A 21,465-nucleotide genomic window follows, 5' to 3' on the forward strand; every position below is an offset into this window, starting at 1 on the left:
GGCTATGACGTCCGGCCGAGTGCGCGCAGACCACGCAACCCGATGGCCCCGACGACCGTCCCCAATACGAAGGACACGACGGCCAGCGTGAGATGCACCCAGAAGTACGCGGTGGGGTCGCCGTCCTCGAACGCGAGCCCGCTGCTGTCCTTGACCAGGTTCTTGACGAAAGTGACCCAGATGATCCAGCTCCACACCCCGAAGGCGAGCAGGAACCAGGAGAGGCGGCGGCTGAGCGTCATGTGTTCAGTATCGCCGCCCGGTGTCCTGTTCCGTGACCGGGGTGGGGAGGGCAGCGGGACTTCGCGTCTTCGGCCGGGTACGTTCTGCGTCGTGCCCGCACCCATGAAGCAGACCGTCAGGCGCTCCCTGCTGGTCACCTCCGCGACCCTCGCGGCCCTCGCGCTGACCGCCCCCGTCTCGCTCGCCGCGCCGATCCCGCCCCCGTCGGCGCCCCGTTCGCCCTCGGCGTCGCCGCCCGCCTCGGCGTCGGCCTCGCCGTCCGCCGGAGCCTCGAAGCGGGCCTCGGCGTCCGCCGCTCCCTCGGTCACTCCCCCGGCGAAGATGTCGACCGTGGGCGGCGCCCGGCTCGGCCAGGCCGGCACCCAGGTGACGATCGCGGGCGGCGCGCCGGTGCTGCCGAAGGACCTCACGGCGCGGTCGTGGATCGTCGCGGACGCCGAGTCGGGCGATGTGCTCGCCTCGCACAACGCGCACTGGCGGCTGCCCCCGGCGAGCACGATGAAGATGCTGTTCGCCGACACCGTGCTGCCTCGTTTCCCCCGGGCCACCGTGCACAAGGTCGACCCGAAGGACCTGGCCGGCATCGGCTCGGGCTCCAGCCTCGTCGGCATAAAGGAGGGCGAGACGTATACGGTCCACGACCTGTGGCTCGGCGTCTTCCTGCGGTCGGGCAACGACGCCGTGCACGTCCTGTCCGCGATGAACGGCGGCGTCGCCGCCACGGTCGCCCAGATGAACGAGCACGCCGGCGAACTGCAGGCCCTCGACACCCACGTCGTCTCCCCGGACGGCTACGACGCGCCCGGGCAGGTCTCCTCGGCGTACGACCTGACGCTGTTCGCCCGTTCGGGCCTGCAGAAGAAGGACTTCCGGGAGTACTGCTCGACCGTCTCGGCCAAGTTCCCCGGCGAGACGACGAAGAACAAGAAGGGAAAGACCAGCCGCGGGACCTTCGAGATCCAGAACACCAACCGGCTGCTGAGCGGCGACTACGACATCTCCCAGTACCCGGGCATCGCGGGCGTCAAGAACGGCAACACCACCAACGCGGGCGCCACCTTCACCGGCGTCGCCGAGCGCAACGGCAAGGTGCTGCTCGTCACGGTCATGAACCCGGAGAAGTCCGACCACAACGAGGTCTACAAGGAGACCGCCGCCCTGTTCGACTGGGGGTTCCAGGCGGCCGGCAAGGTTACTCCGGTGGGCGAGCTGGTCGCGCCGAGGAACGCCGCGCAGCCGAGCGCCCAGCCCGGCGCGAACCCGTCCGCGGGGACGGGGCAGGCGGGCGGCGCGGGGAACGCGTCGGCGAAGCCGGTGGCGGGCGCGGTGGCGGACGACGGCTCCGGCGGCATGTGGATCGCGCTGGCGATCACCGGCGGTCTGTTGGTGCTGCTCGCGGGCGGCGCGTGGCTGGTCAACCGGCGCTGGCCGCTGCCGGACCTGGTACGACGTCGTCGCTGACGTCGATGTCCCCGGGCTCGTCGGGTGCGCTGCCGGTCGCCGTCCAGGCCGCGCAGTACAGGACCAGCTTCGCGGTGAAGTTGATCCACAGCAGCAGGGCGATGGGCACGCCGAACGCGCCGTACATGCTCTTCGCGGCCACGCCCTGCATGTATCCGCTCAGCAGCAGCTTCAGCAGCTCGAAGCCGACGGCGCCGATGAACGCGGCGACGACGAGCCGGCGGCGGCCCGGTTCGACGCCCGGCAGCAGGGTGAGGACGTAGAGCAGCAGCAGGAAGTCGGCGAGGACGGCGACGGCGAACGCGGCGGACCGCAGCAGGACGCTGCCCCAGCCGGCCTGGTCGATGCCTAGTTCGTCCGTGATCCAGTCGACCAGCGCCGAGGCGACGGTGGAGATCGCGAGGGTGAGCAGGAGCGCGCCGCCGAGCCCGACGAGGACACCGGCGTCCTTCGCCTTGGCGAGGACCGGGTTCTCGTCCTTGTCGGGCAGCTCCCACACCGCGCGCAGGCAGTCCCGCATCTGCCCGACCCAGCCGATGCCGGTGAGCAGCAGGACGGCGCCGGCGATGGACCCGATCGTGCCGGCGTTCTCGACCAGTCCGTTGATGTCGATCTGGTCGGAGATGCCGGGGACCTGGTCGGCGATCTTGTCCTGGAGTTCCTGCTGCCGGGACTCGCTCAGCGTGGCGGCGGCGACGGCTGCGGCGACGGTGAGCAGCGGGAAGAGCGCGACGAAGCTGACGAACGTCATCGCGGCGGCGAGCCGCGTCCACTTCACGCGGTCCAGGCGCTCGTACGACCGCCACGCGTGCGTGGCCATGAGACGCGCGACCGCCGGCCCGATCCCGGGCAGCTTGCTGAGCCAGTCCATGAGCCCACTCTGCCCTGCTCCGGGAGGATGACGCCGGGGGGAGGGGTACGAGTACGCCGACGCCACCGAAACTCCGGCAATATCGAGCCACATCTCATTAATCGCCCATTTCGGGGATGATCGTCACGTTTCACGACCGGTCGCCCGAGCAGGGGCGATACGGTCGCCGACATGCCTGCCGAGACCGTTCCCGGCACCGTCGCTCAGGAGCCCCTATGAAGGACGCCTCCGGCCTCCCCCAGTCCCTGCTCGTCCTCGGCGGCACGTCCGAGATCGCCCTGGCCACCGCGCGCCGGCTGATCGCCCGCCGCACCCGCACGGTGTGGCTGGCCGGGCGGCCGTCGCCGGCCCTGGAGTCGGCCGCCGCGAAGCTGCGGCTGCTGGGGGCGGACGTCCACACCGTGCCGTTCGACGCGCTGGACCCGGAGTCCCACGAGACGGTCCTCGGGAAGGTCTTCGCCGAGGGCGACGTCGACCTGGTGCTGCTCGCCTTCGGCGTCCTCGGCGACCAGGCGAACGACGAGCGCGAGCCGGCGGCCGCGGTGCGCGTCGCGCAGACCAACTACACGGGGGCGGTGTCCGCCGGCCTGATCGCCGCGCAGGCCCTGCAGGCGCAGGGACACGGCTCGCTGGTGGTGTTCTCGTCGGTGGCCGCCGAGCGGGCCCGCCGCTCCAACTTCATCTACGGCTCCAGCAAGGCCGGCCTCGACGCCTTCGCCCAGGGTCTGGGCGACGCCCTGCACGGCACCGGCGTCCACGTCATGGTCGTCCGCCCCGGGTTCGTGCGGACGGCGAAGACGGCCGGGCGGGAGGAGACGCCGCCGACGACCACCCCGGAGGAGGTCGCCACGGCCGTCGAACTGGGACTGCGGCGCCGCTCGGAGACGGTCTGGGCGCCCGGGGTGCTGCGCGCGGTGATGTCCGCCCTGCGCCACCTGCCGCGGGGCCTGTTCCGGCGACTGCCGCTCTGAACCGGTCGGCCCTGGACCGGCTGCCGCTCTGAACCGGTCGACCCTGGACCGGCTGCCGCTCTGAGCCCGCCGGACGGGACTCAGCGGGCCGGCAGGGAACCCCGGTCGACGTGGGCGGCCTGCGGGGGCACCACCGTGCCGCCGAAGGGGTACTCGCGGAGCTTGCGCCAGACGCCGTCGGCTCCCTGTTCGGCGAGGGCGAAGCCGGTGCAGGGCCACTCGGCCTCGTAGCCGGCGAGCTCCTGGAAGGCCCGGTCCATCGCCGCCTCGTCGATGCCGTGCGCGACGGTGACGTGCGGGTGGTACGGGAACTGCAGCTCACGCACGAGGGGCCCGGAGGCGTCCCGGATGCGCTGCTGGAGCCGAGCGCAGGTCTCCGCGCCCTGAACGACCCTCAGGTAGACCACCGGCGACAGCGGCCGGAACGTCCCGGTGCCGGACAGCCGCATCGGGAAGGGCCGGCCGGCCGCCGCGACCTCGGCGAGGTGCGCCTCGACGGCGGGCAGCGCGCCCGCGTCGATCTCGGTCGGCGGCAGGAGCGTGACGTGGGTGGGGATGCCGTGAGCCGCGGCGTCGCCGAAGCCTGTGCGCCGCTCCTGGAGCAGGCTGCCGTGAGGCTCCGGGACCGCGATCGACACGCCGATCGTTACGGTCCCCACGTCTTCTCCTGTCGTCATGTCGTGATGGCGGGGTGTGGTGCCGGGTTCGTACTCAGTCGTACGGCTATCGACTGTACGACCACCGCTGTGCTCTGGGCAGGCGCAGACGGAGTGATGTGCAGCGCTCTGCCGCGGGGAACATGTGTGCGGTGCGCCCCGAGTGCTTCGAAGCGCCTTCAGTGCTTCGCGGGCAGGAAGCCCATCCGCTCGTACGTCCGGGACAGCGTCTCGGCGGCCACGGCGCGTGCCTTCTCGGCGCCCTTGGCGAGGATCGAGTCGAGCGTCTCGGGGTCGTCCAGGTACTGCTGGGTGCGGTCCCGGAACGGCGTCACGAAGTCGACGACGACGTCGGCGAGGTCCGTCTTGAGCGCGCCGTAGAGCTTGCCCTCGTAAGCGAGCTCCAGCTCGGGGACGCTTCGGCCGGTCAGCGTCGAGAGGATCGTGAGCAGGTTGCTGACGCCGGGCTTGTTCGCGGCGTCGTAGCGGATGACCGTGTCGGTGTCGGTGACCGCGCTGCGCACCTTCTTCGCGGTGGCCTTCGGCTCGTCGAGCAGGTTGATGAGGCCCTTGGGCGTGGACGCCGACTTGCTCATCTTGATCGACGGGTCCTGGAGGTCGTAGATCTTCGCGGTCTCGCGCAGGATGTACGGCTTCGGGATGGTGAACGTCTCGCCGTAGCGGCCGTTGAAGCGCTCGGCGAGGTCGCGGGTGAGCTCGATGTGCTGGCGCTGGTCCTCACCCACCGGGACCTCGTGGGCCTGGTAGAGCAGGATGTCGGCGACCTGGAGGATCGGGTACGTGAAGAGGCCGACGCTCGCGCGGTCGGCGCCCTGCCGGGCGGACTTGTCCTTGAACTGCGTCATCCGGCTGGCCTCGCCGAAGCCGGTGAGGCAGTTCATGACCCAGGCGAGCTGCGCGTGCTCGGGGACGTGGCTCTGGACGAACAGCGTGCAGCGCTCGGGGTCGAGACCGGCCGCGAGGAGCTGGGCGGCGGCCAGCCGCGTGTTCGCGCCGAGCTCCTTCGGGTCCTGCGGGACCGTGATCGCGTGCAGGTCGACGACCATGTAGAAGGCGTCGTGGGACTCCTGCAGGGCCACCCACTGGCGGACGGCGCCGAGGTAGTTGCCGAGGTGGAACGAGCCTGCGGTGGGCTGGATTCCGGAGAGCACGCGCGGTCGGTCTGAGGCCATGCCTCTTATTGTCTCAGAGCGCGGGGACCACCCGGAACGGGTCCCGGGCGGCCGCGCGAGCCGCCCGGGAGGCCGCCGGGTCAGCCGAGGTCGATCTCCGGGTACAGCGGGAAGCCCGCGACCAGGTCGGTCGCCCGGCGGGAGATCTCGTCCGCGATCTTCCCGTCCAGGACGTGGGAGGCCTTCGACGGCGCGCCCGACTTCGTGGTGCCGGGCTCGGCCGCGGTGAGGACCCGGTCGATCAGGGCCGCGACCTCGTCCATCTCCGCCGTGCCGAGGCCCCGGGTGGTCAGCGCGGGGGTGCCGATGCGGATGCCGGACGTGTACCAGGCGCCGTTCGGGTCGGCCGGGATGGCGTTGCGGTTGGTGACGATGCCCGAGTCGAGCAGCGCGGCCTCGGCCTGGCGGCCGGTGAGGCCGTAGGAGGAGGCTACGTCGATCAGGTTGAGGTGGTTGTCCGTGCCGCCGGTGACCAGGGTCGCGCCGCGCCGCATCAGGCCCTCGGCGAGCGCGCGGGAGTTGTCGACGATGCGCTGGGCGTAGTCCTGGAAGGAGGGCTGCCGGGCCTCGGCGAGGGCGACGGCCTTGGCGGCCATGACGTGCGGGAGCGGACCGCCGAGGACCATCGGGCAGCCGCGGTCGACCTGGTCCTTGAGGGAGTCGTCGCACAGGACCATGCCGCCGCGCGGTCCGCGCAGCGACTTGTGGGTGGTGGTGGTGACGATCTGCGCGTGCGGGACCGGGTCGAAGTCGCCGGTCAGGACCTTGCCGGCGACCAGGCCCGCGAAGTGCGCCATGTCCACCATCAGGGTCGCGCCGACCTCGTCGGCGATCTCCCGCATGATCCGGAAGTTCACCAGACGGGGGTACGCCGAGTAGCCCGCGACGATGATCATCGGCTTGAACTCGCGGGCCGTCGTGCGCAGCGCGTCGTAGTCGATGAGGCCGGTGGCGGGGTCCGTGCCGTAGGAACGCTGGTCGAACATCTTGCCGGAGATGTTCGGGCGGAAGCCGTGCGTGAGGTGGCCGCCGGCGTCCAGGGACATGCCGAGCATGCGCTGGTTGCCGAAGGCCTGGCGCAGCTCGGCCCAGTCGGCCTCGGAGAGGTCGTTGACCTGGCGGGCGCCGGTCTTCTCCAGGAACGGGACCTCGACGCGGTCGGCGAGGACGGCCCAGAAGGCGACCAGGTTGGCGTCGATGCCGGAGTGCGGCTGGACGTAGGCGTGGCGGGCCCCGAAGAGCTCGCGGGCGTGCTCGGCGGCGAGCGACTCGACGGTGTCCACGTTGCGGCAGCCGGCGTAGAAGCGGCGGCCTACGGTGCCCTCGGCGTACTTGTCGCTGAACCAGTTGCCCATCGCGAGGAGGGTGGCCGGGGAGGCGTAGTTCTCCGAGGCGATCAGCTTGAGCATCTCGCGCTGGTCGGAGAGCTCCTGGCCGATGGCGTCGGCGACGCGCGGCTCGACGGCGCGGATCACGTCGAGGGCGGCGCGGAAGGCCGTGGACTCGGTGGACAGGGGTGCGGAATTCTCGGGCATCGGGACCTCCGGACGTGGCGTACGGCGAGTTCGGTTCGGCCCAGGCGCACGGCACTGTCACTGCTCACGGGCCGCTCCCCGATGGTCCGTCCCATCCCAGCGCGCCAGTCACGGCCCGTTCAGCAGCCTACCGGGTACGGGTCAGAGGATCACGTGCGGGACGAAGCGGGCGTACTCGTCCGTGATCAGGCCGGCGGACTCCCGGATGCCGAGGCCGGCCGACTCCCCGTCCACGACCCAGGCGCCGAGGACGACGTGGTTGCCGTCGAAGGCGGGAAGCGGTTCGAGCTGCTGGTAGCAGCAGGGCTCGTCGTCGCGGACGACGGGAGCGGCGCCCTTCTCGTGGATCGTGACGCCGGCCCCCTCACGGCCCAGCAGCGGCTTGGCGACGTAGCCGGTGGTCGCCGCGAGGTCGCGCGGGCCGTCGAGGTAGGCGGGCAGCAGGTGCGGGTGGCCGGGGTTCAGTTCCCACAGGACGGCGAGCAGCGCCTTGTTGCTGAGGAGCATCTTCCAGGCGGGCTCGATCCACAGGGTGCTGCCGGTGCCGCCGCCGTTGTCGAGGGTGTCGAGGACATGGCCGGCGAAGCGGTCGGTGGTGAGCCATTCCCAGGGGTAGAGCTTGAAGCAGCTGCGGATGAAGCGGAGTTGCCCGTCGACGAAGCGGCCGGACAGCGGGTCGAAGCCGATCTCCTCCATGGAGATCCAGTCGGTGTCCAGGCCGGCCTGTTCGGCGGTCTCCTTGAGGTAGGCGACCGTCATCAGGTCCTCGCCGAGCTCGTCGGCCGAGGAGTGCGCGAAGTAGAGGGGGTTGCCGGGCGGGAGCAGCGCGGCCTGCTTCCTCCAGGCGGCGACCAGGCGTTCGTGCAGGGAGTTCCACTGGTCGGCTCCGGGGAAGCGGTCCTCCATCCAGAACCACTGGGGGGAGGCGGCCTCCACGAGGGAGGTGGGGGTGTCGGCGTTGTACTCCAGGAGTTTCGCCGGGCCCGTCCCGTCGTAGCGGAGGTCGAACCGGCCGTAGACGGAGGGGAGTTCGGTGCGCCGCCGCCAGGCCTCGGCGACCGCAGCGGCGATCCGCGGGTCGGTGATGCCGAGGTCGGCGAGGCGGTCCGCGTCCACCAGGTGCCCGGCCGCCGCCAGGCACAGGGCGTGCAGCTCCTCGACGGTCTCCTCCAGCGCCTCGACCTCGTCGAGGGTGAAGGCGTAGTACGCGCTCTCGTCCCAGTAGGGGCGCAGGCTGCCGTCGGGGTGACGGGTGAGGGGGTAGACGAGGCCCTGTTCCTCGACGGTGCGCTGCCAGCCGGGGCGGGGTTCGACGGTGTGACGTCGCATGGGTGACGGTGTCCTGTTCAGCCGCTCGGTCGTCGGTTCGCCGGGTCGTCCGGTCGGTCAGCCGCCGGAGCTGCCCTTGTGGCTGCCGCCGTCGCCGTCCCCGCCGAAGCCGCCGCGGTCGACGCCGGCGCCGCCGCCGCTGCTCGACCCGCCGGAACCGCCGGACCCCTTGCCCGGCTTGCCGAGGGAGCCGCCGTCGACCCAGGAGCCCTGCTTCTTGCCGCCGTAGTACCAGACGCCGTTCGACGTGCTCTTGGAGGACTTGCAGTTCTTGTCGGCGACGACCTTGTACCCCTTGGCGAGGGTGTAGCTGTCGCGGTCGACGCAGCGCTTGTCGGGGTCGGAGGAGCAGGCGGTGAGTGCGGTGGCGAGCAGCCCCACGCCTCCGAGCACGACCGTGCCCGAACGAAGTCGTCGACGGGTTTCCGCCATGTCCGTGTCTCCCCCTGTGCGCATCGCCCCTACGGCGATTTCCGGTCGACAGCCTAGACATCGGGGTGGGAGCGCCCGAAGGCGGCCCGAAGGCAACCCACTCGCCTACAGTCCGTTTCGTGCTCTTGGGAATGGTGTGCGCGCTCGGTGCGGCGGTCTGCTTCGGTGCGGCGACGGTGTTGCAGGCGATGGCGGCGCGGGCGGCGGCCGCCGAGGGCGGCGCCGGGAGCGGTCACGGAGGGGACGCGGCGCTGCTGCTGCGGGCCGTGCGGCAGTGGCGGTATCTGGCGGGGCTGGGGCTGGACGGGCTGGGGTTCGTGTTCCAGATCGTCGCGCTGCGGTCGGTGCCGATCTACGCCGTGGGGGCGGCCCTCGCATCGAGCCTCGCGGTGACGGCGGTGGTCGCCGCGCGACTGCTGCACGTGCGGCTGAGCCGGATCGAGTGGGCGGCCGTGGCGGTGGTGTGCGCGGGGCTCGCGATGCTGGGGCTGGCCTCCGGTGCGGAGGGGGAGGAGAGCGGGCCGGCCGCCCTGCCGTGGGCGATGCTCGGCGCGGCGGTCGCGATGCTCGGCCTGGGGCTGGTCGGCGGGCGGCTGCCGGAGCGGGGGCGGGCGCTGGTGCTGGGCCTGGGCGCGGGATGCGGGTTCGGGGTGGTGGAGGTGGCGGTGCGGTTGATCGACTCGGTGTCCCCCGTGGAACTGCTGACCGACCCGGCCCTGTACGCGCTGCTGCTGGGCGGTGGGGCCGCGTTCCTGCTGCTGACGACGGCCCTGCAGCGGGGGTCGGTGACGACGGCCACGGCGGGGATGGTGATCGGGGAGACGATCGGGCCGGCGCTGGTGGGCGTGGTGTGGCTGGGCGACCGCACCCGGGAGGGGCTGGCGTGGCTGGCCGTGCTGGGCTTCGCGGTCGCCGTCGCGGGGGCGCTGGCGCTGGCCCGGTTCGGGGAGGCGCCGGAAACGGCGCCGCCTTCGGAATGAAGGTCGTCCGGTGACCTCGGCTGCTCGTCCGGTGATCAACCGGATGCGCAGCCGCTCTTTTCTTTTCGATTCCGGCCGCAGCGGTGACGAGACCTGCCGAAAGCCTCTTTTCGGACAGCAGGCGACACTGGTGAAAGTTTGAAGAACCTGTGAACGCAAGCGCTCTCTGGCGCGTACTCGACGGTGTGACCAGTAATCCCGTCACCGTCACCGCCGCTTATCACGTGGTGCCGGGCCGAGAGGCCGACTTTCATTCCTGGGGGTGGGGGATGCTGGGCGCGAGCGCACAGCAGCCCGGATTTCTGGGAGGTGGTGTACTCGTCGACGAAGGGGCGGAATGGCATGTGGTCTATCGCTTCGTCAGCGAGGGCGCGGCGCGCGCCTGGGAGGACTCCGCCGACCGGGTGCGGTGGGACGCCCGGACGCAGGGTATCGCCCGGCAGACGGACCGACGCAGCGTACGGGGCTCCAGAGCGTGGTTCGACGCCCAGACGCCCGCGCCGAAGCCGCAGACCCCACCGGGTCCGCCGTCGAAATGGAAGTTGTGGTTCGTGAATATGAGCGCCGTTTTCCCGCCGGTGCTCCTCTTCAATATCATCGTGCTTCCCTATCTCGGCGGACTCAATCCTTTCGTGCGCACGCTGCTGTTATGTCTGTGCGTGACGGCCCTCGTCACCTGGATTCTCATGCCCCGCCTCCAGCGTTTCTTCAAGAAATGGCTGTATCCACCGCTCCAGGCACTCCGCGGTCGCCACAAACGCACCGCGTAGGCCAGAGAACGACCCTAGGGAGGTGGGCGGGTGAAAACCCTGCTCATCGACAATTACGACTCGTACACGTACAACCTTTTCCAGCTGATCGCCGAGGTCAACGGCGAGGAGCCGGTGGTGATCCTCAACGACGCCCCGGCGGACGCCGTCCCCGACCTCACCGCGTTCGACAACGTGGTGGTGTCGCCGGGTCCCGGGCATCCGGCGAAGGCACGTGACTTCGGCATCAGCGCCCGCGTGCTGGCCGAGTCCCCGCTGCCGGTGCTCGGCGTCTGCCTCGGCCACCAGGGCATCGCGCTCGGGGAGGGCGGCCGGGTGTCGGCCGCCCCGCGGCCCCGGCACGGGCATCTGTCGGCCGTCCGGCACGACGAGCGGGACCTGTTCCAGGGGCTGCCCCAGAACTTCACCGCCGTCCGCTACCACTCGCTGGCCGTGCGCGAGCCGCTGCCGGACTCCCTGGAGGCCACGGCCTGGGCGGAGGACGGCGTCCTGATGGGTCTGCGGCACCGCGAACGGCCGCTGTGGGGCGTGCAGTTCCACCCGGAGTCGGTGCTCACCGAGTACGGCCACCGGATGCTGGTGAACTTCCGCAACCTCACGGCCGAGCGGGCCCGCAAGACGCGGACGAAGAACACCGCGGTCACGCCCGCGGCCGCCGCGATGCCGCGGCAGAGGGTGACCGTCCCCGCCCCGCGCCGGGGAAGCGGACCCGCCTACCGGCTGCACACCCGCCGCATCGCCGTGGCGATCGACGCGGAGGCCGCCTTCACCCGGCTGCACGGCGACGCGCCCCGGGCGTTCTGGCTGGACAGCGCCCGGGTAGAGCGCGGCCTGTCCCGCTTCTCGTTCTTCGGCGACGACAGCGGTCCGCTCGCCGAGTTCGTCCGGTACGACGTCGAGGCCGGGCGCTGCGAGATCGAGCGGGCCGGACGGCCGACGCGCAAGGTCCGGGCGAGCGTCTTCGACTACCTCAAGCGGCAGCTCGCCAGCCGCCGGGTCGACGCCACCGGGCTGCCCTTCGACTTCACCGGCGGCTACGTCGGCTACTTCGGCTACGAGACGAAGGCCGACTGCGGCTCCCCGAACCGGCACCGCTCCGCCGTCCCGGACGCCTGCTGGCTGTTCGCCGACCGGCTGGTCGCGGTGGACCACCAGGAGGGCTTCACCTACGCCGTCTGCCTGGCCGAGGACACCCCGCAGGCCGCCTTGGAGGCCGCCGACTGGCTCGAGAGCACGCTGGCCCGGCTCACCTCGCTGCCCGCGGAGTCCGACCGGACGCCGGCCCCCGGGCCGTCGGCGCAGGCGGACCTCGGGGCCGCCGAACCGTGGCTGGTGCGGGACCGCGAGACCTACCTCGCGGACATCGCGGCCTGCCGGCGGGCGCTCGCCGAGGGTGTCAGCTACGAGGTCTGCCTGACCGACGCCGCCCGGTTACCCGCACCGGCCGACGCCCTCGCCTTCTACCGGACGCTGCGCCGCGTCAACCCCGCCCCGTACGCGGCCTTCCTGCGGCTCGGCGACCTCGACGTGGCGGGCTCCTCGCCGGAGCGGTTCCTGCGGATCACCCGGGACGGGGTCGCCGAGGCGAAGCCCATCAAGGGCACCGCGCCGCGCGGCGCCGATCCGCTGGAGGACGCCCGGCTGCGGGACGCGCTGGCGGCGGACGCCAAGACGCGCGCCGAGAACCTGATGATCGTCGACCTGCTCCGCAACGACCTCGGTCGGGTCTGCCGGACCGGCACCGTGCGGGTCTCCCGGCTCATGGCCGCCGAGACGTACCCGACCGTGCACCAGCTCGTCTCCACCGTGGAGGGACGGCTGCGCGAGGGCACCGACGCGGTGGACTGCGTGCGCGCCTGCTTCCCCGGCGGCTCGATGACGGGCGCGCCGAAGCTGCGCACGATGGAGATCATCGACGAATTGGAGACCCAGGCGCGCGGCGTGTACGCGGGCGCGCTCGGCTATCTGGGCTGCAGCGGCGGCGCGGACCTGAACATCGTCATCCGCACCGCGGTCCTCGCCGACGGATCGATGCAGCTGGGCGCGGGGGGCGCGATCGTCCTCGACTCCGATCCGGTCGCCGAGTACGACGAGATGCTGCTGAAGACGGCCGCGCAGATGCGGGCCCTGCGGGAGGACGCCGAGGGCGGCGCGGCGGCCCCGCAGCCCGGCCCCGCCACCGCCGAGGAGGCCTCCCGATGACGACGCGACGTCCCCCGGCGGCGCCCCGGGCCACGCCGGCTCCGCAGGTCGCGACGGCTCCGCGGGTCACGACGGTGTCCCCCGACGCGCCGGCCCCGCGTGCCTCGGCCGTGCCCCGGGCGAGGAGGGACGGCGACGTCCCCGGCAACCTCGCAGCGCAGCTGGCCGACCTCGCCGAGCGGCGGGGCTGGGCCGGGCGGCCCGCGTTCCACCAGGGGCACCGGCGCTGGACCCACGGCGAGGTGCACGACCTCGGGGCTCGGGCGGCCGGGGTGCTCGCGGGGCACGGGGTGCGGGCCGGCGACCGGGTGCTGCTCGCACTGCCCGACGGCGTGGCGTGGGTGGCGGCCTTCCTCGGCGTGGCCCGGCTCGGGGCCGTCGCCGTCCTGGTCAACCCCGAACTGCCCGCCGCCGAGCACGCGTTCATGGCCGAGGACAGCGAGGCCGCGCTCTGCCTGACGGGACCGGGGCTGGAGGACCGCTTCGCCGGCCGGACACGGCTCGGCGCCGACGAGCTCCTCGCGCTGGCCCCCGCCGCCGAGCCGGCAGCCGTCCACCCGGTCGACGCGCACACGCCGCTGTACGTGCAGTACACCTCCGGCACCACGGGCCGTCCGAAGGGCGTCGTGCACGCGCACGGCGACCCGAAGGCCTACCACGACCTGATCGGCCGGCGGCTGCTCGGGATCACCGAGGAGGACGTCACCCTGTCGGTGTCGAAGCTGTACTTCGCGTACGGCTTCGGCAACGCCTTCGTCTTCCCGCTGTTCTCCGGATCGTCCGCCGTCCTGGTGGACCGGCGTCCGACGCCCGCCGCCGTCGACGAGCTCGTCGCCCGGCACCGGGTCACCCTCCTCTACTCGGTGCCGTCGGCGTACGCGGCGCTGGTCGCCGACCGGGGCAGCGGGCACGGCGCCTGCTTCGCCTCGGTGCGCGCCGCGGTGTCGGCCGGCGAGGGCCTGCCCGACGGGCTCGGCGGCCGGGTCGCCGAACTGCTCGGCGCGCCGGTGCTGGAGCAGATCGGCTCCACCGAGGCCGGTCACGCCTTCTGCGCCAACAGCCTCGGTCACGACCGTCCCGGCACCGTCGGGCGTCCCGTGCCGGGGTTCGAGGTGGAGCTGCGCGACCGGGCCGGGCGGCCGGTGCCGGACGGCGCGGAGGGCGAGATGTGGGTGCGCGGGCCGACGCTGACGTCCGGCTATCTGAACCGGCCGGAGGAGACCGGGCGCACCCTGGTCGGCGGCTGGCTCGCCACCCACGACCGGGCCCGCCGCGAGCCGGACGGCTCCTACCGGCATCTGGGCCGCACCGACGACATGGAGATGGTCGGCGGGATCACCGTCTCCCCGCTGGAGGTGGAGGCCGTGCTGCGGACCCGCCCTGCGGTGCGCGAGGTCGCGGTCGCCGCCGTCACGGACGGGCGCGGCTCCAGCCGGCTGCGCGCCTTCGTGGTCCCCGCCGGCCCGGTCGCCGCCGGTCTCGAGGACGAACTCCTCGCCCTGGCGCGCGAGCGGCTCGCCGCCTTCAAGGTGCCGAGGAGCGTCAGCTTCGTGACGTCCCTGCCGCGCACCGCCACCGGAAAGCTCCGCCGCCATCTGGTCCGCCAGGGGGCGTGGTGACCCCCGCGGGTCCCTGCCGCACGGCCGAAAGGAACAGTCACATGTCGCAGCAACGCCGGCTCGCCGACCGCGGGTTCTATCTGGGCCCGCTGTTCCGGCGGGCGGCCGACCGGCACGGCGCCGTGTTCGTCACCCTGGACCGGCCGCTGGACACCCATCCCGGCCTCGGCGTCGACCTGGACTACGCGGTCCTCGCCGACGTGGTCGAGGAGCTGTCGGGCCGGCTGTGGGCGGCCGGGGTACGGCCCTTTGAGCAGGTGGCCCTGCACAAGACGGACAACGTCGACATCGTCCTGCTGACCTGCGCGATCTCCCGTATCGGGGCGGTCCCCGTGCTGCTCTCCCCCGGCCTCGCGGGCCCGGTCGTCGGGCAGCTGCTGGAACGGCTGCAGGAGCCCTGGCTGATCACCGACCGAGCCAAGCTGGAAGGTCCGCTGAAGGGCGTCGACGTCCACGTGCGGCGGACGCTGTCCGTCGACGACGCACCCGGCGCCGAGCCGCTGGGCGGGTTCACCTGCGGCGAGCCTCCCGCGCCCGTGCGGCTGCACGCCCGCGAGCCCGCGCTGATCACCCACAGCTCCGGCACCACCGGCGTCCCCAAGCTGGCCGTGCACTGCCCGAACACCATGTGGAACCGGCTGGTCCCGCAGCAGGCGATGGGCTGGCCCACCCGCGGCGAGACGGCCGCGCTGCACATGTCGTTCGTGCACTCGCGCTTCTACCACCTGCTCGGCGTCCTGCTGCGCTTCGGCAGCCCGCTCGTGCTGATCACCGACCCGGACCCGGCCGCCGTACGGCCGCTGCTGGTCCGTCACCGGCCCGGCATCGTCGAGACCCACCCCAACACGTTCGTGCTGTGGGAGGAGCTGGCCGACGCGCCCGGCGCCCCGCTGTCCCGGGTGAAGTCGTACGGCTCCACGTTCGACGCGATCCACCCGCGCACCGTGCGCCGGCTGCTGGGCGCGTCGAAACGCCGCGCTCCCTGGCTGGTCCAGCTGTACGGGCAGAGCGAGACGGGGCCGGTCGCGGTCCAGTGGTTCACCCGGCGCAGCGCGCAGCGGGCGGACGGCCGCCGGGTCGGAACGGGCATCCCCGGCTTCACCCGGCTGCGGATCACCGGCCCCGACGGCCGGCCGGTCGCGCCCGGCACGCCCGGCCGTATCGAGGCGCGCACCCGGGGACGCATCCTCACCTACCTCGGCGCGCGGGCGCAGTACGAGCGCCAGCTCGACGACGGGTGGTGGCAGATGGGCGACATGGGCGTCCTGAACCGGCTGGGCGCACTGCGTCTGATCGACCGTGAGATCGACCGGATCGACGCCGTGCACAGCAGCCTCGAGGTGGAGGACACGCTGATGGAGCGTCTGGAGGAGCTGCGCGAGGTGGTCATCGTGCCCGGCGCGGACCGGGAGCCGGTGCCGGTGGTGTGCGTGCGGGGCGAGCGGCCGCTCGATGCGGAGCGCTGGCGGGCGGCCACGGCCGATCTGCCCGCGATGGCCGAGCCGCGGCAATGGCGGTTCGAGGACCTGCCGATGACGGCGACCTGGAAGGTGAAGCGGGTGGAGATCACCCGGCTGCTGACCGGGACGCCGCGGGGCGTGCACGCGTGAACCCGGCCGTCGTCGTGGGCGCGGGCCCCGTCGGTCTGTCGGCGGCGCTCGCGCTGCGCGCGCACGGCCTGCCGGCGCTGGTGCTGGAGGCGGACCCCGAGGACCGCGAACGGCCGGGCAGCCGCGCCCTGTTCGTGCACCGCGAGACCCTCGCGCTGCTCGACGGGGTGGCTCCGGGGCTGGCCGCCGAGATCACCGCCTACGGGCGCACCTGGCACACCCGGCGGACCCTGTACCGGGGCCGCGAGGTGTACGCCCGCACGTTCCCGCCCCGGTCCGGCCCCTCGACGGCCCTGCCGCCCTTCACCAGCCTGCGCCAGGTGGACACCGAGCGGTTCCTGCGCGCCGCCTGCGCACGGGCGGGGGTCGAGTTCGTGTGGGGGGCGCGCGTCACGGACGTGCGCACCGCCCCGGACGGGGCCGTGCTGAGCGGCGAGGACGGGCGGGAGTGGCACGCCGGGCACGTCGTCGCCGCCGACGGGGCGCGCTCGGCGGTCCGGCGCGGGCTGGGCATCGCCATGGAGGGCGTGCGCGGCGAGGGATTCCACGTCGTGGTGGACGTGGCCGACGTGCCCGGCGCCGAACTGCCGCTGGAGCGCGTCTTCCACTACGAGCATCCGGGGGTGGGCGGCCGCAGCGTGATGCGGGTGCCGTTCACCGGGGGCTTCCAGGTCGACCTGCAGTGCCGCGACGACGACGCGCAGGAGGCCTTCGGCACCGAGGAGGCCGTACGGCAGTGGCTGCCGGCGGTCGTCGGCGACGGATACGACGGCAGGATCCTGTGGGTGTCGACGTACCGCTTCCTGCGCAAGGTCGCCGCGTCGTTCACGGATCCGCACCGGCGGGTGCTGCTCGTCGGCGAGTCGGCGCACCTGTTCCCGCCGTTCGGGGCGCGCGGCATGAACAGCGGGATCGCCGACGCGGTGGCGGCGGCCGACGCCGTCGCCGCCGGCACGGACCGGGCCGTCGAGGAGTTCGCCGGGACGCGTCGGGCGGCGGGGCTGTTCAACAGCGCCGCCGCGGGGCTCGCGCTGGAGCATCTGCGCCCCCGGCGCCGGACCGTACGGCTGCGGCAGCGGGCGGCGGCCGCCCTCGCGCCGGTGCTGCCCTCGTGCGGGTCGTGGCTGGAGCACGCGCCGTACGGGCCCCGCGGCGGGGCGCCGGCGGCGGCCGGCAAGTACTGAGCGGGACGTCCGGAGAGGGACAGACGATGACGCAGACGATGACGCAGGCATTGACGCAGGCGATGACGCAGGCGGCGATGGTGGAGGGGCTGTCGGGGTGGACGTCAGCCGGGGGGCTGGCGCCCGCCGCCGAGGCCGGCGGGCGGTTGCTCGTCGCGGACTCGTGGCTGGTGCGCGACGGCCGGGTGCGCGGTCTGGAACGGCACCGGGAACGGTTCCTGCGGGCCTGCGGCGAGTGCAGCGGTCCGCCGCTGCGCCGGCTGGTGGAGTTCTGGCGGGACATGACCGCCGCCCTGCCGCGGTCCGGCGCGTGGTTCCCCCGGGTGGAACTCGCCGCCGGTTCGCTGGAGTTGCGGCTGCTGCTGCGGCACGCCCCGCAGCTCGAGCCGGACGTCCGGGTCTGGGCCGCGGGCCAGCCCGATCCGCGGACCATGCCGCGCCGCAAGGGGCCCGACCTCGACGCGCTGGCCCGGGTGCGCCGCCGGGCGGCCGGTGCGGGCGCGACGGAGGCGGTGCTGGTCGCGCCCTCCGGCGCGGTGCTGGAGGCGGCCACCGCGAGCGTCCTGTGGTGGGAGGACGACACGCTGTGTCTGCCGCCGCCCAGGCTGCCGGTCCTGGCCGGGGTGACCGGTCGGCTGATCCAGGAACGGGCCCACCGCCTCGGCGTCCGGGTCGCGCACCGCGAGCGGACGCCCGCCGAGCTGGACGGCCGGGAGGTGTGGCTGGTGAACGCGCTGCACGGCATCCGCCCGGTCACGGCCTGGGCGGGCGGTCCGCTCACCCCCGGGCCGGCGGTGCGGGCGGCGGAATGGCAGCGGTGGCTGGAATCGCAGAGCGAGCCGCTGCCCCGGGTGTGAGGAAGAGGCCGAAGAGGCCGAAAAAGAATCGGACAGTCGGCGGAACAGAAATACGGGCACCGGAAGACAGGACCGGCGCCCGCATTTTTGCGTTGTGCTGAATTCCTTCGCCATTGCCCCAGCCATTCGTCGGCCGGCGGATTTCTTGCTATTTCTTCGCCGGCTGGTAGGCGCCCGGGACCATGCGCGTCGCGACGGCGATGCGGTTGTAGGCGTTGATGACGGTGGCCGCCCAGATCAGCGCGGCGAGCTGCGCTTCGTCGAAGACCTCCGCGGCCTCCGCGTACACCGCGTCCGGCACGTGACCGTCGTGCACCAGGGTCACGGCCTCGGCCAACGCCAGTGCGGCGCGCTCGCGTTCAGAGAAGAAGGGGGTCTCCCGCCAGGCGTTCAGCGCGTAGATGCGCTGCTCGGTCTCACCCTCGGCGCGGGCGTCCTTGGTGTGCATGTCGAGGCAGAACGCGCAGCCGTTGAGCTGCGAGGCGCGGATCCTGACCAGCTCCAGGATCTCGGGTTCGACCTTGGCGTCCCGGGCGGCGGAAACCGCGGCGCCATGCAGGGCGCCCATCGCGGAGGACACGTCCGGGGTTGTCTTCTTGAGCGCCACGCGCGACACGGAATTACTGTTCGTCATGGTGGGACTGTATCCGGGAAATTCCAGGAAATCTATCCGGGAAAAACAATTCCCGAGCCGTTGTCGCCGAGAGGAAGAGCGGCGCACAGGGAGTCCAGCGCGCCGGACCAGGCGTGGTCCGGCGGGGTGCCGTAGCCCACGACCAGAGCGTCGAGCGGAGCGGCGACCGCCCCGGCGTGCCGATGGCGCGGGGTGAGGCCGTCGACCGCCAGACCACGCCGGGCCGCCGCCCGTAATACGGCCGCCTCCGTGCCCGGCGGCAGACGCAGGACGGCGTGCAGGCCCGCCGCGATGCCGGTGACCCGGATCGCCGGGGCCCGCTCGGCCAGGGCGGCGACCAGCGCGTCGCGGCGCCGGCGGTAGCGCGTGCGCATGGCCCGCACATGACGGTCGTAGGCGCCCGAGGCGATGAACTCCGCGAGCGTCAGCTGGTCGAGGACCCCGCAGGTGTCCATCCCGCCCTTGGCCTCCGTCACCTCCTCCGCCACTCCCGGCGGCAGCACCATCCAGCCCAGCCGCAGGCCGGGCGCCAGCGACTTGCTCGCCGTGCCCAGGTACACCACGTGATCGGGGTCGAGCCCCTGGAGGGCTCCCACGGACTGGCGGTCGTAGCGGAACTCGCCGTCGTAGTCGTCCTCCAGGACCAGACCGCCGGTGCGCCGCGCCCAGTCCACGACGGCCGCCCGGCGGTCGTGGTGCAGCGGCACGCCCATCGGGAACTGGTGGGCGGGGGTGAGCAGGACCGCGCCGGCGTCCGTCGACCCGACCGCCGGGTCCGTGCCCCGGTCGTCGAACGGCAGGGCGGTGGTGGTCAGCCCCGCCGCCGCCAGCAGCCGCCAGTGCTCGTCCAGGCCGTAGGACTCGACGGCCACCGAGCGCGCCCCGCGGGCCCGCAGGACCTTCGCGAGCAGGCTGAGGCCGTGCGCGAACCCGGCGCACACCACGATGCGTTCGGGGTCGGCGCGCACCCCGCGGGCGCGGGAGAGGTAGCCGGCGAGGGCGGTGCGCAGCTCCCCCCGGCCGCGCGGGTCGCCGTAGCCGAAGGCGTCGGAGGGGGCCGCGGCGAGGGCGCGGCGGGCCGCGCTGAGCCAGGGGGCGCGCGGGAAGGAGGCGAGGTCGGGGCTGCCGGGCCGCAGGTCGTGGACGGGCCGGCGGTCTGCGGGGCGGTGGGGGGCCGAGTTCGCCGGAGGCACGACGTGCCGTTCGGACACCCGCGTGCCCGAGCCCTGGCGGGCGGTGAGCCAGCCCTCGGCGACCAGGTCGGTGTAGGCGTCGGCGACCGTGTTGCGGGCGACGCCCAGGTCGGCGGCCAGGGAGCGGGAGGAGGGCAGCCGGGTGCCGGGCGGCAGCCGGCCGCTGCGGACGGCCTCGCGCAGGCCGTCGGTCAGGCCCCGCCGCACGTGCGGTCCGGTCGGCTCCACGTGCAGGTCGACCCCGAAAGTGGCCCATGGTTTCGCCATGGAAATGGACCATACCCCTGGGCTGCCTGCGGCCTAGGGTCGAAGCCATGACGACCGACGCACCCGCCCCGACCACCACGACGACGAGCACGATGACCAGCCCCACGGTCTCCCCCGCCACCGGCCCCACCGGCCCGGCGGCCGGCCCCGCGACCGACGCACCCGCCCCGGCCACCGGCGAGCGGACGGGCTACGCGCCCGAGCACACCCCCCGGCTGGACTGGTCCGCGCACGCCCCCGAGGTGTACAAGGCGATGCTCCGGCTGGACGCCGCCGCCCGGAAGGGCCTCGACCCCACGCTGCTGGAACTGGTGAAGATCCGGGCCTCTCAGCTCAACCGCTGCGCCCTCTGCGTCGACATGCACAGCAAGGACGCGCTCGCGGCGGGCGAGAGCGTCGAGCGGATCGTCCAGCTCAGCGCCTGGGAGGAGTCGGGGCACTTCTACACGGAACAGGAGCTTGCGGCCCTGGCGCTGACCGAGGCGGTGACGGTGCTGACGGAGGGCTTCGTGCCGGACGCGGTGTACGCGAGGGCTGCCGAGCACTTCGACGAGCCCGCACTCGCGCAGCTGATCGCCGCGATCACGGTGATCAACGCGTGGAACCGGTTCGGCGTGACGTGCCGGCTGGTGCCGGGGCACTACCGGCCGGGGCAGCACGCGTGAGCGGGACGGACGGCCCCGGCCGCGAGGTGGGGACGCCGTGAGCAAGGCGGACGACTTCCGCCGGCTGCACCACAACCGGCTGCCGGACGACCCACTCGTGCTGCCCGGACCGTGGGACGCGGCCAGCGCCCAGGTCTTCGCCGAGGCGGGCTTTCCGGCGCTCGCGACGCCCAGCGCGGGTGTGGCCGCCTCCCTCGGGTACGCCGACGGGAAGACCCCTGCGGACGAGATGTTCGCCGCGGTCGCCCGGATCGTGCGGGCGGTGGACGTGCCGGTGTCCGCGGACGTCGAGGACGGGTACGGGCTGGCGCCGAGGGAACTGGTGGAGCGGCTGCTGGAGACGGGCGCCGTCGGCTGCAACCTGGAGGACTCCGCCGGCGGGGTCCTGAAGGACCCGCGGGAGCACGCCGAGTGGCTGGCGCGGGTGCGGGCGGAGGCGGGCGGCCTGCTCTTCGTGAACGCGCGTGTGGACGTCTTCGCCTACGACGACGACGTCGGCGACCCCGAACGGGCCGTCGAGCGGGCGGTCGAGCGGGCCGCGCTGTACGTGGCGGCGGGCGCCGACTGCGTCTACCCGATCGGTGCGCCCGCCCGCCTGCTGCCGTTGCTGCGGTCGGGGGTCCGGGGCCCGATCAACGTGGGCGGCCGGGTGGACGGCGAGGGCCCCTCGCCCGCCGGGCTCGGCGAACTCGGGGCCACGCGCGTCACGTTCGGGCCGGGTCTCCAGCGGCGGGCGGCGGCCGCCCTGCGGGAGATCAGCGCCGGCCTGGTGTAGCGGCGCTCAGGGGCTCAG

The 21,465-nt window shown here is 73.2% G+C and carries 20 protein-coding genes and 1 riboswitch; of the genes, 11 read left to right on the forward strand and 9 right to left on the reverse strand.

What is annotated here, in order from left to right; translation table 11 throughout:
* Positions 1-2: 2 nt before the first annotated feature.
* Positions 3-242: an SCO4848 family membrane protein gene (locus OHS82_RS17120; protein ID WP_057584767.1), complete on the reverse strand. Its 240-nt coding sequence runs from the start codon at positions 240-242 to the stop codon at positions 3-5.
* 91 nt (positions 243-333) lie between these two features.
* Between OHS82_RS17120 and OHS82_RS17125 the strand changes: the two genes are divergently transcribed.
* Complete coding sequence (locus tag OHS82_RS17125; RefSeq protein WP_328434107.1) at positions 334-1,704, forward strand: D-alanyl-D-alanine carboxypeptidase family protein; 1,371 nt, start codon at positions 334-336, stop codon at positions 1,702-1,704.
* Here the strand turns inward: OHS82_RS17125 and OHS82_RS17130 are convergent.
* The gene (locus tag OHS82_RS17130; RefSeq protein ID WP_328434108.1) at positions 1,658-2,575 is read right to left on the reverse strand and encodes a YihY/virulence factor BrkB family protein; all 918 of its coding nucleotides are present in this window, start codon (positions 2,573-2,575) and stop codon (positions 1,658-1,660) included. The two genes, OHS82_RS17125 and OHS82_RS17130, sit on opposite strands and share 47 nt — an antisense overlap.
* Positions 2,576-2,790: 215 nt before the next feature.
* Here OHS82_RS17130 and OHS82_RS17135 point away from each other — a divergent pair, with 215 nt between their 5' ends.
* Positions 2,791-3,546, forward strand: a complete 756-nt coding sequence (locus tag OHS82_RS17135; RefSeq protein WP_328434109.1) for a decaprenylphospho-beta-D-erythro-pentofuranosid-2-ulose 2-reductase — start codon at positions 2,791-2,793, stop codon at positions 3,544-3,546.
* Between the two features lie 80 nt (positions 3,547-3,626).
* Here the strand turns inward: OHS82_RS17135 and OHS82_RS17140 are convergent, their stop codons facing one another.
* The 5 genes from OHS82_RS17140 to OHS82_RS17160 form a co-directional block, all read right to left on the reverse strand.
* A complete protein-coding gene (locus OHS82_RS17140; protein ID WP_057584571.1) occupies positions 3,627-4,205 on the reverse strand; it encodes a 2'-5' RNA ligase family protein in 579 nt (192 codons plus the stop codon).
* Positions 4,206-4,381: 176 nt separating this feature from the next.
* Positions 4,382-5,395 (reverse strand): tryptophan--tRNA ligase, encoded by a 1,014-nt coding sequence (gene trpS, locus OHS82_RS17145; protein ID WP_057584572.1) that lies wholly within the window; start codon positions 5,393-5,395, stop codon positions 4,382-4,384.
* A gap of 80 nt (positions 5,396-5,475) precedes the next feature.
* Positions 5,476-6,930: a glycine hydroxymethyltransferase gene (locus OHS82_RS17150; RefSeq protein WP_057584573.1), complete on the reverse strand. Its 1,455-nt coding sequence runs from the start codon at positions 6,928-6,930 to the stop codon at positions 5,476-5,478.
* Between the two features lie 31 nt (positions 6,931-6,961).
* Positions 6,962-7,052, reverse strand: a riboswitch (ZMP/ZTP riboswitch).
* A gap of 19 nt (positions 7,053-7,071) precedes the next feature.
* Positions 7,072-8,259 (reverse strand): glutathionylspermidine synthase family protein, encoded by a 1,188-nt coding sequence (locus OHS82_RS17155; RefSeq protein WP_057584574.1) that lies wholly within the window; start codon positions 8,257-8,259, stop codon positions 7,072-7,074.
* A 57-nt stretch (positions 8,260-8,316) separates the two neighbouring features.
* Positions 8,317-8,691 carry a hypothetical protein gene (locus tag OHS82_RS17160; RefSeq protein ID WP_328434110.1) on the reverse strand — a complete coding sequence of 125 codons (375 nt, stop codon included), beginning with the start codon at positions 8,689-8,691 and terminating at the stop codon, positions 8,317-8,319.
* A 131-nt stretch (positions 8,692-8,822) separates the two neighbouring features.
* Here OHS82_RS17160 and OHS82_RS17165 point away from each other — a divergent pair, with 131 nt between their 5' ends.
* The 7 genes from OHS82_RS17165 (at position 8,823) to OHS82_RS17195 (ending at position 17,913) form a co-directional block, all read left to right on the forward strand.
* Positions 8,823-9,671 (forward strand): hypothetical protein, encoded by an 849-nt coding sequence (locus tag OHS82_RS17165; RefSeq protein ID WP_057584576.1) that lies wholly within the window; start codon positions 8,823-8,825, stop codon positions 9,669-9,671.
* A gap of 185 nt (positions 9,672-9,856) precedes the next feature.
* Complete coding sequence (locus OHS82_RS17170; RefSeq protein ID WP_057584768.1) at positions 9,857-10,441, forward strand: antibiotic biosynthesis monooxygenase; 585 nt, start codon at positions 9,857-9,859, stop codon at positions 10,439-10,441.
* Positions 10,442-10,471: 30 nt separating this feature from the next.
* Positions 10,472-12,643 (forward strand): aminodeoxychorismate synthase component I, encoded by a 2,172-nt coding sequence (gene pabB, locus OHS82_RS17175; protein ID WP_057584577.1) that lies wholly within the window; start codon positions 10,472-10,474, stop codon positions 12,641-12,643.
* Positions 12,640-14,262, forward strand: coding sequence for a benzoate-CoA ligase family protein (locus OHS82_RS17180; protein WP_328434111.1), 1,623 nt, complete (start codon positions 12,640-12,642; stop codon positions 14,260-14,262). Before pabB ends, OHS82_RS17180 begins: the two co-directional genes overlap by 4 nt.
* Positions 14,263-14,303: 41 nt before the next feature.
* Complete coding sequence (locus OHS82_RS17185; protein WP_057584578.1) at positions 14,304-15,872, forward strand: class I adenylate-forming enzyme family protein; 1,569 nt, start codon at positions 14,304-14,306, stop codon at positions 15,870-15,872.
* Positions 15,869-17,056 (forward strand): FAD-dependent monooxygenase, encoded by a 1,188-nt coding sequence (locus OHS82_RS17190; protein ID WP_057584579.1) that lies wholly within the window; start codon positions 15,869-15,871, stop codon positions 17,054-17,056. Before OHS82_RS17185 ends, OHS82_RS17190 begins: the two co-directional genes overlap by 4 nt.
* A 62-nt stretch (positions 17,057-17,118) precedes the next feature.
* Entirely contained in the window at positions 17,119-17,913 is a 795-nt protein-coding gene (locus tag OHS82_RS17195) for an aminotransferase class IV (protein WP_057584770.1), read from the forward strand.
* Positions 17,914-18,061: 148 nt separating this feature from the next.
* On the opposite strand, the gene OHS82_RS17200 is transcribed toward OHS82_RS17195, so the two are convergent.
* Together OHS82_RS17200 and pdxR are read right to left on the reverse strand one after the other, a co-directional pair.
* Positions 18,062-18,547: a carboxymuconolactone decarboxylase family protein gene (locus OHS82_RS17200; protein ID WP_057584580.1), complete on the reverse strand. Its 486-nt coding sequence runs from the start codon at positions 18,545-18,547 to the stop codon at positions 18,062-18,064.
* Between the two features lie 32 nt (positions 18,548-18,579).
* Positions 18,580-20,007 (reverse strand): MocR-like pyridoxine biosynthesis transcription factor PdxR, encoded by a 1,428-nt coding sequence (gene pdxR, locus OHS82_RS17205; protein WP_057584581.1) that lies wholly within the window; start codon positions 20,005-20,007, stop codon positions 18,580-18,582.
* Positions 20,008-20,054: 47 nt separating this feature from the next.
* On the opposite strand from pdxR, the gene OHS82_RS17210 reads away from it, so the two are divergent.
* Entirely contained in the window at positions 20,055-20,672 is a 618-nt protein-coding gene (locus tag OHS82_RS17210; RefSeq protein ID WP_328434112.1) for a carboxymuconolactone decarboxylase family protein, read from the forward strand.
* Between the two features lie 37 nt (positions 20,673-20,709).
* Entirely contained in the window at positions 20,710-21,447 is a 738-nt protein-coding gene (locus OHS82_RS17215; RefSeq protein WP_057584582.1) for an isocitrate lyase/PEP mutase family protein, read from the forward strand.
* Positions 21,448-21,465: the final 18 nt, after the last annotated feature.

This window comes from Streptomyces sp. NBC_00425 (assembly GCF_036030735.1).
Lineage (GTDB): Bacteria > Actinomycetota > Actinomycetes > Streptomycetales > Streptomycetaceae > Streptomyces.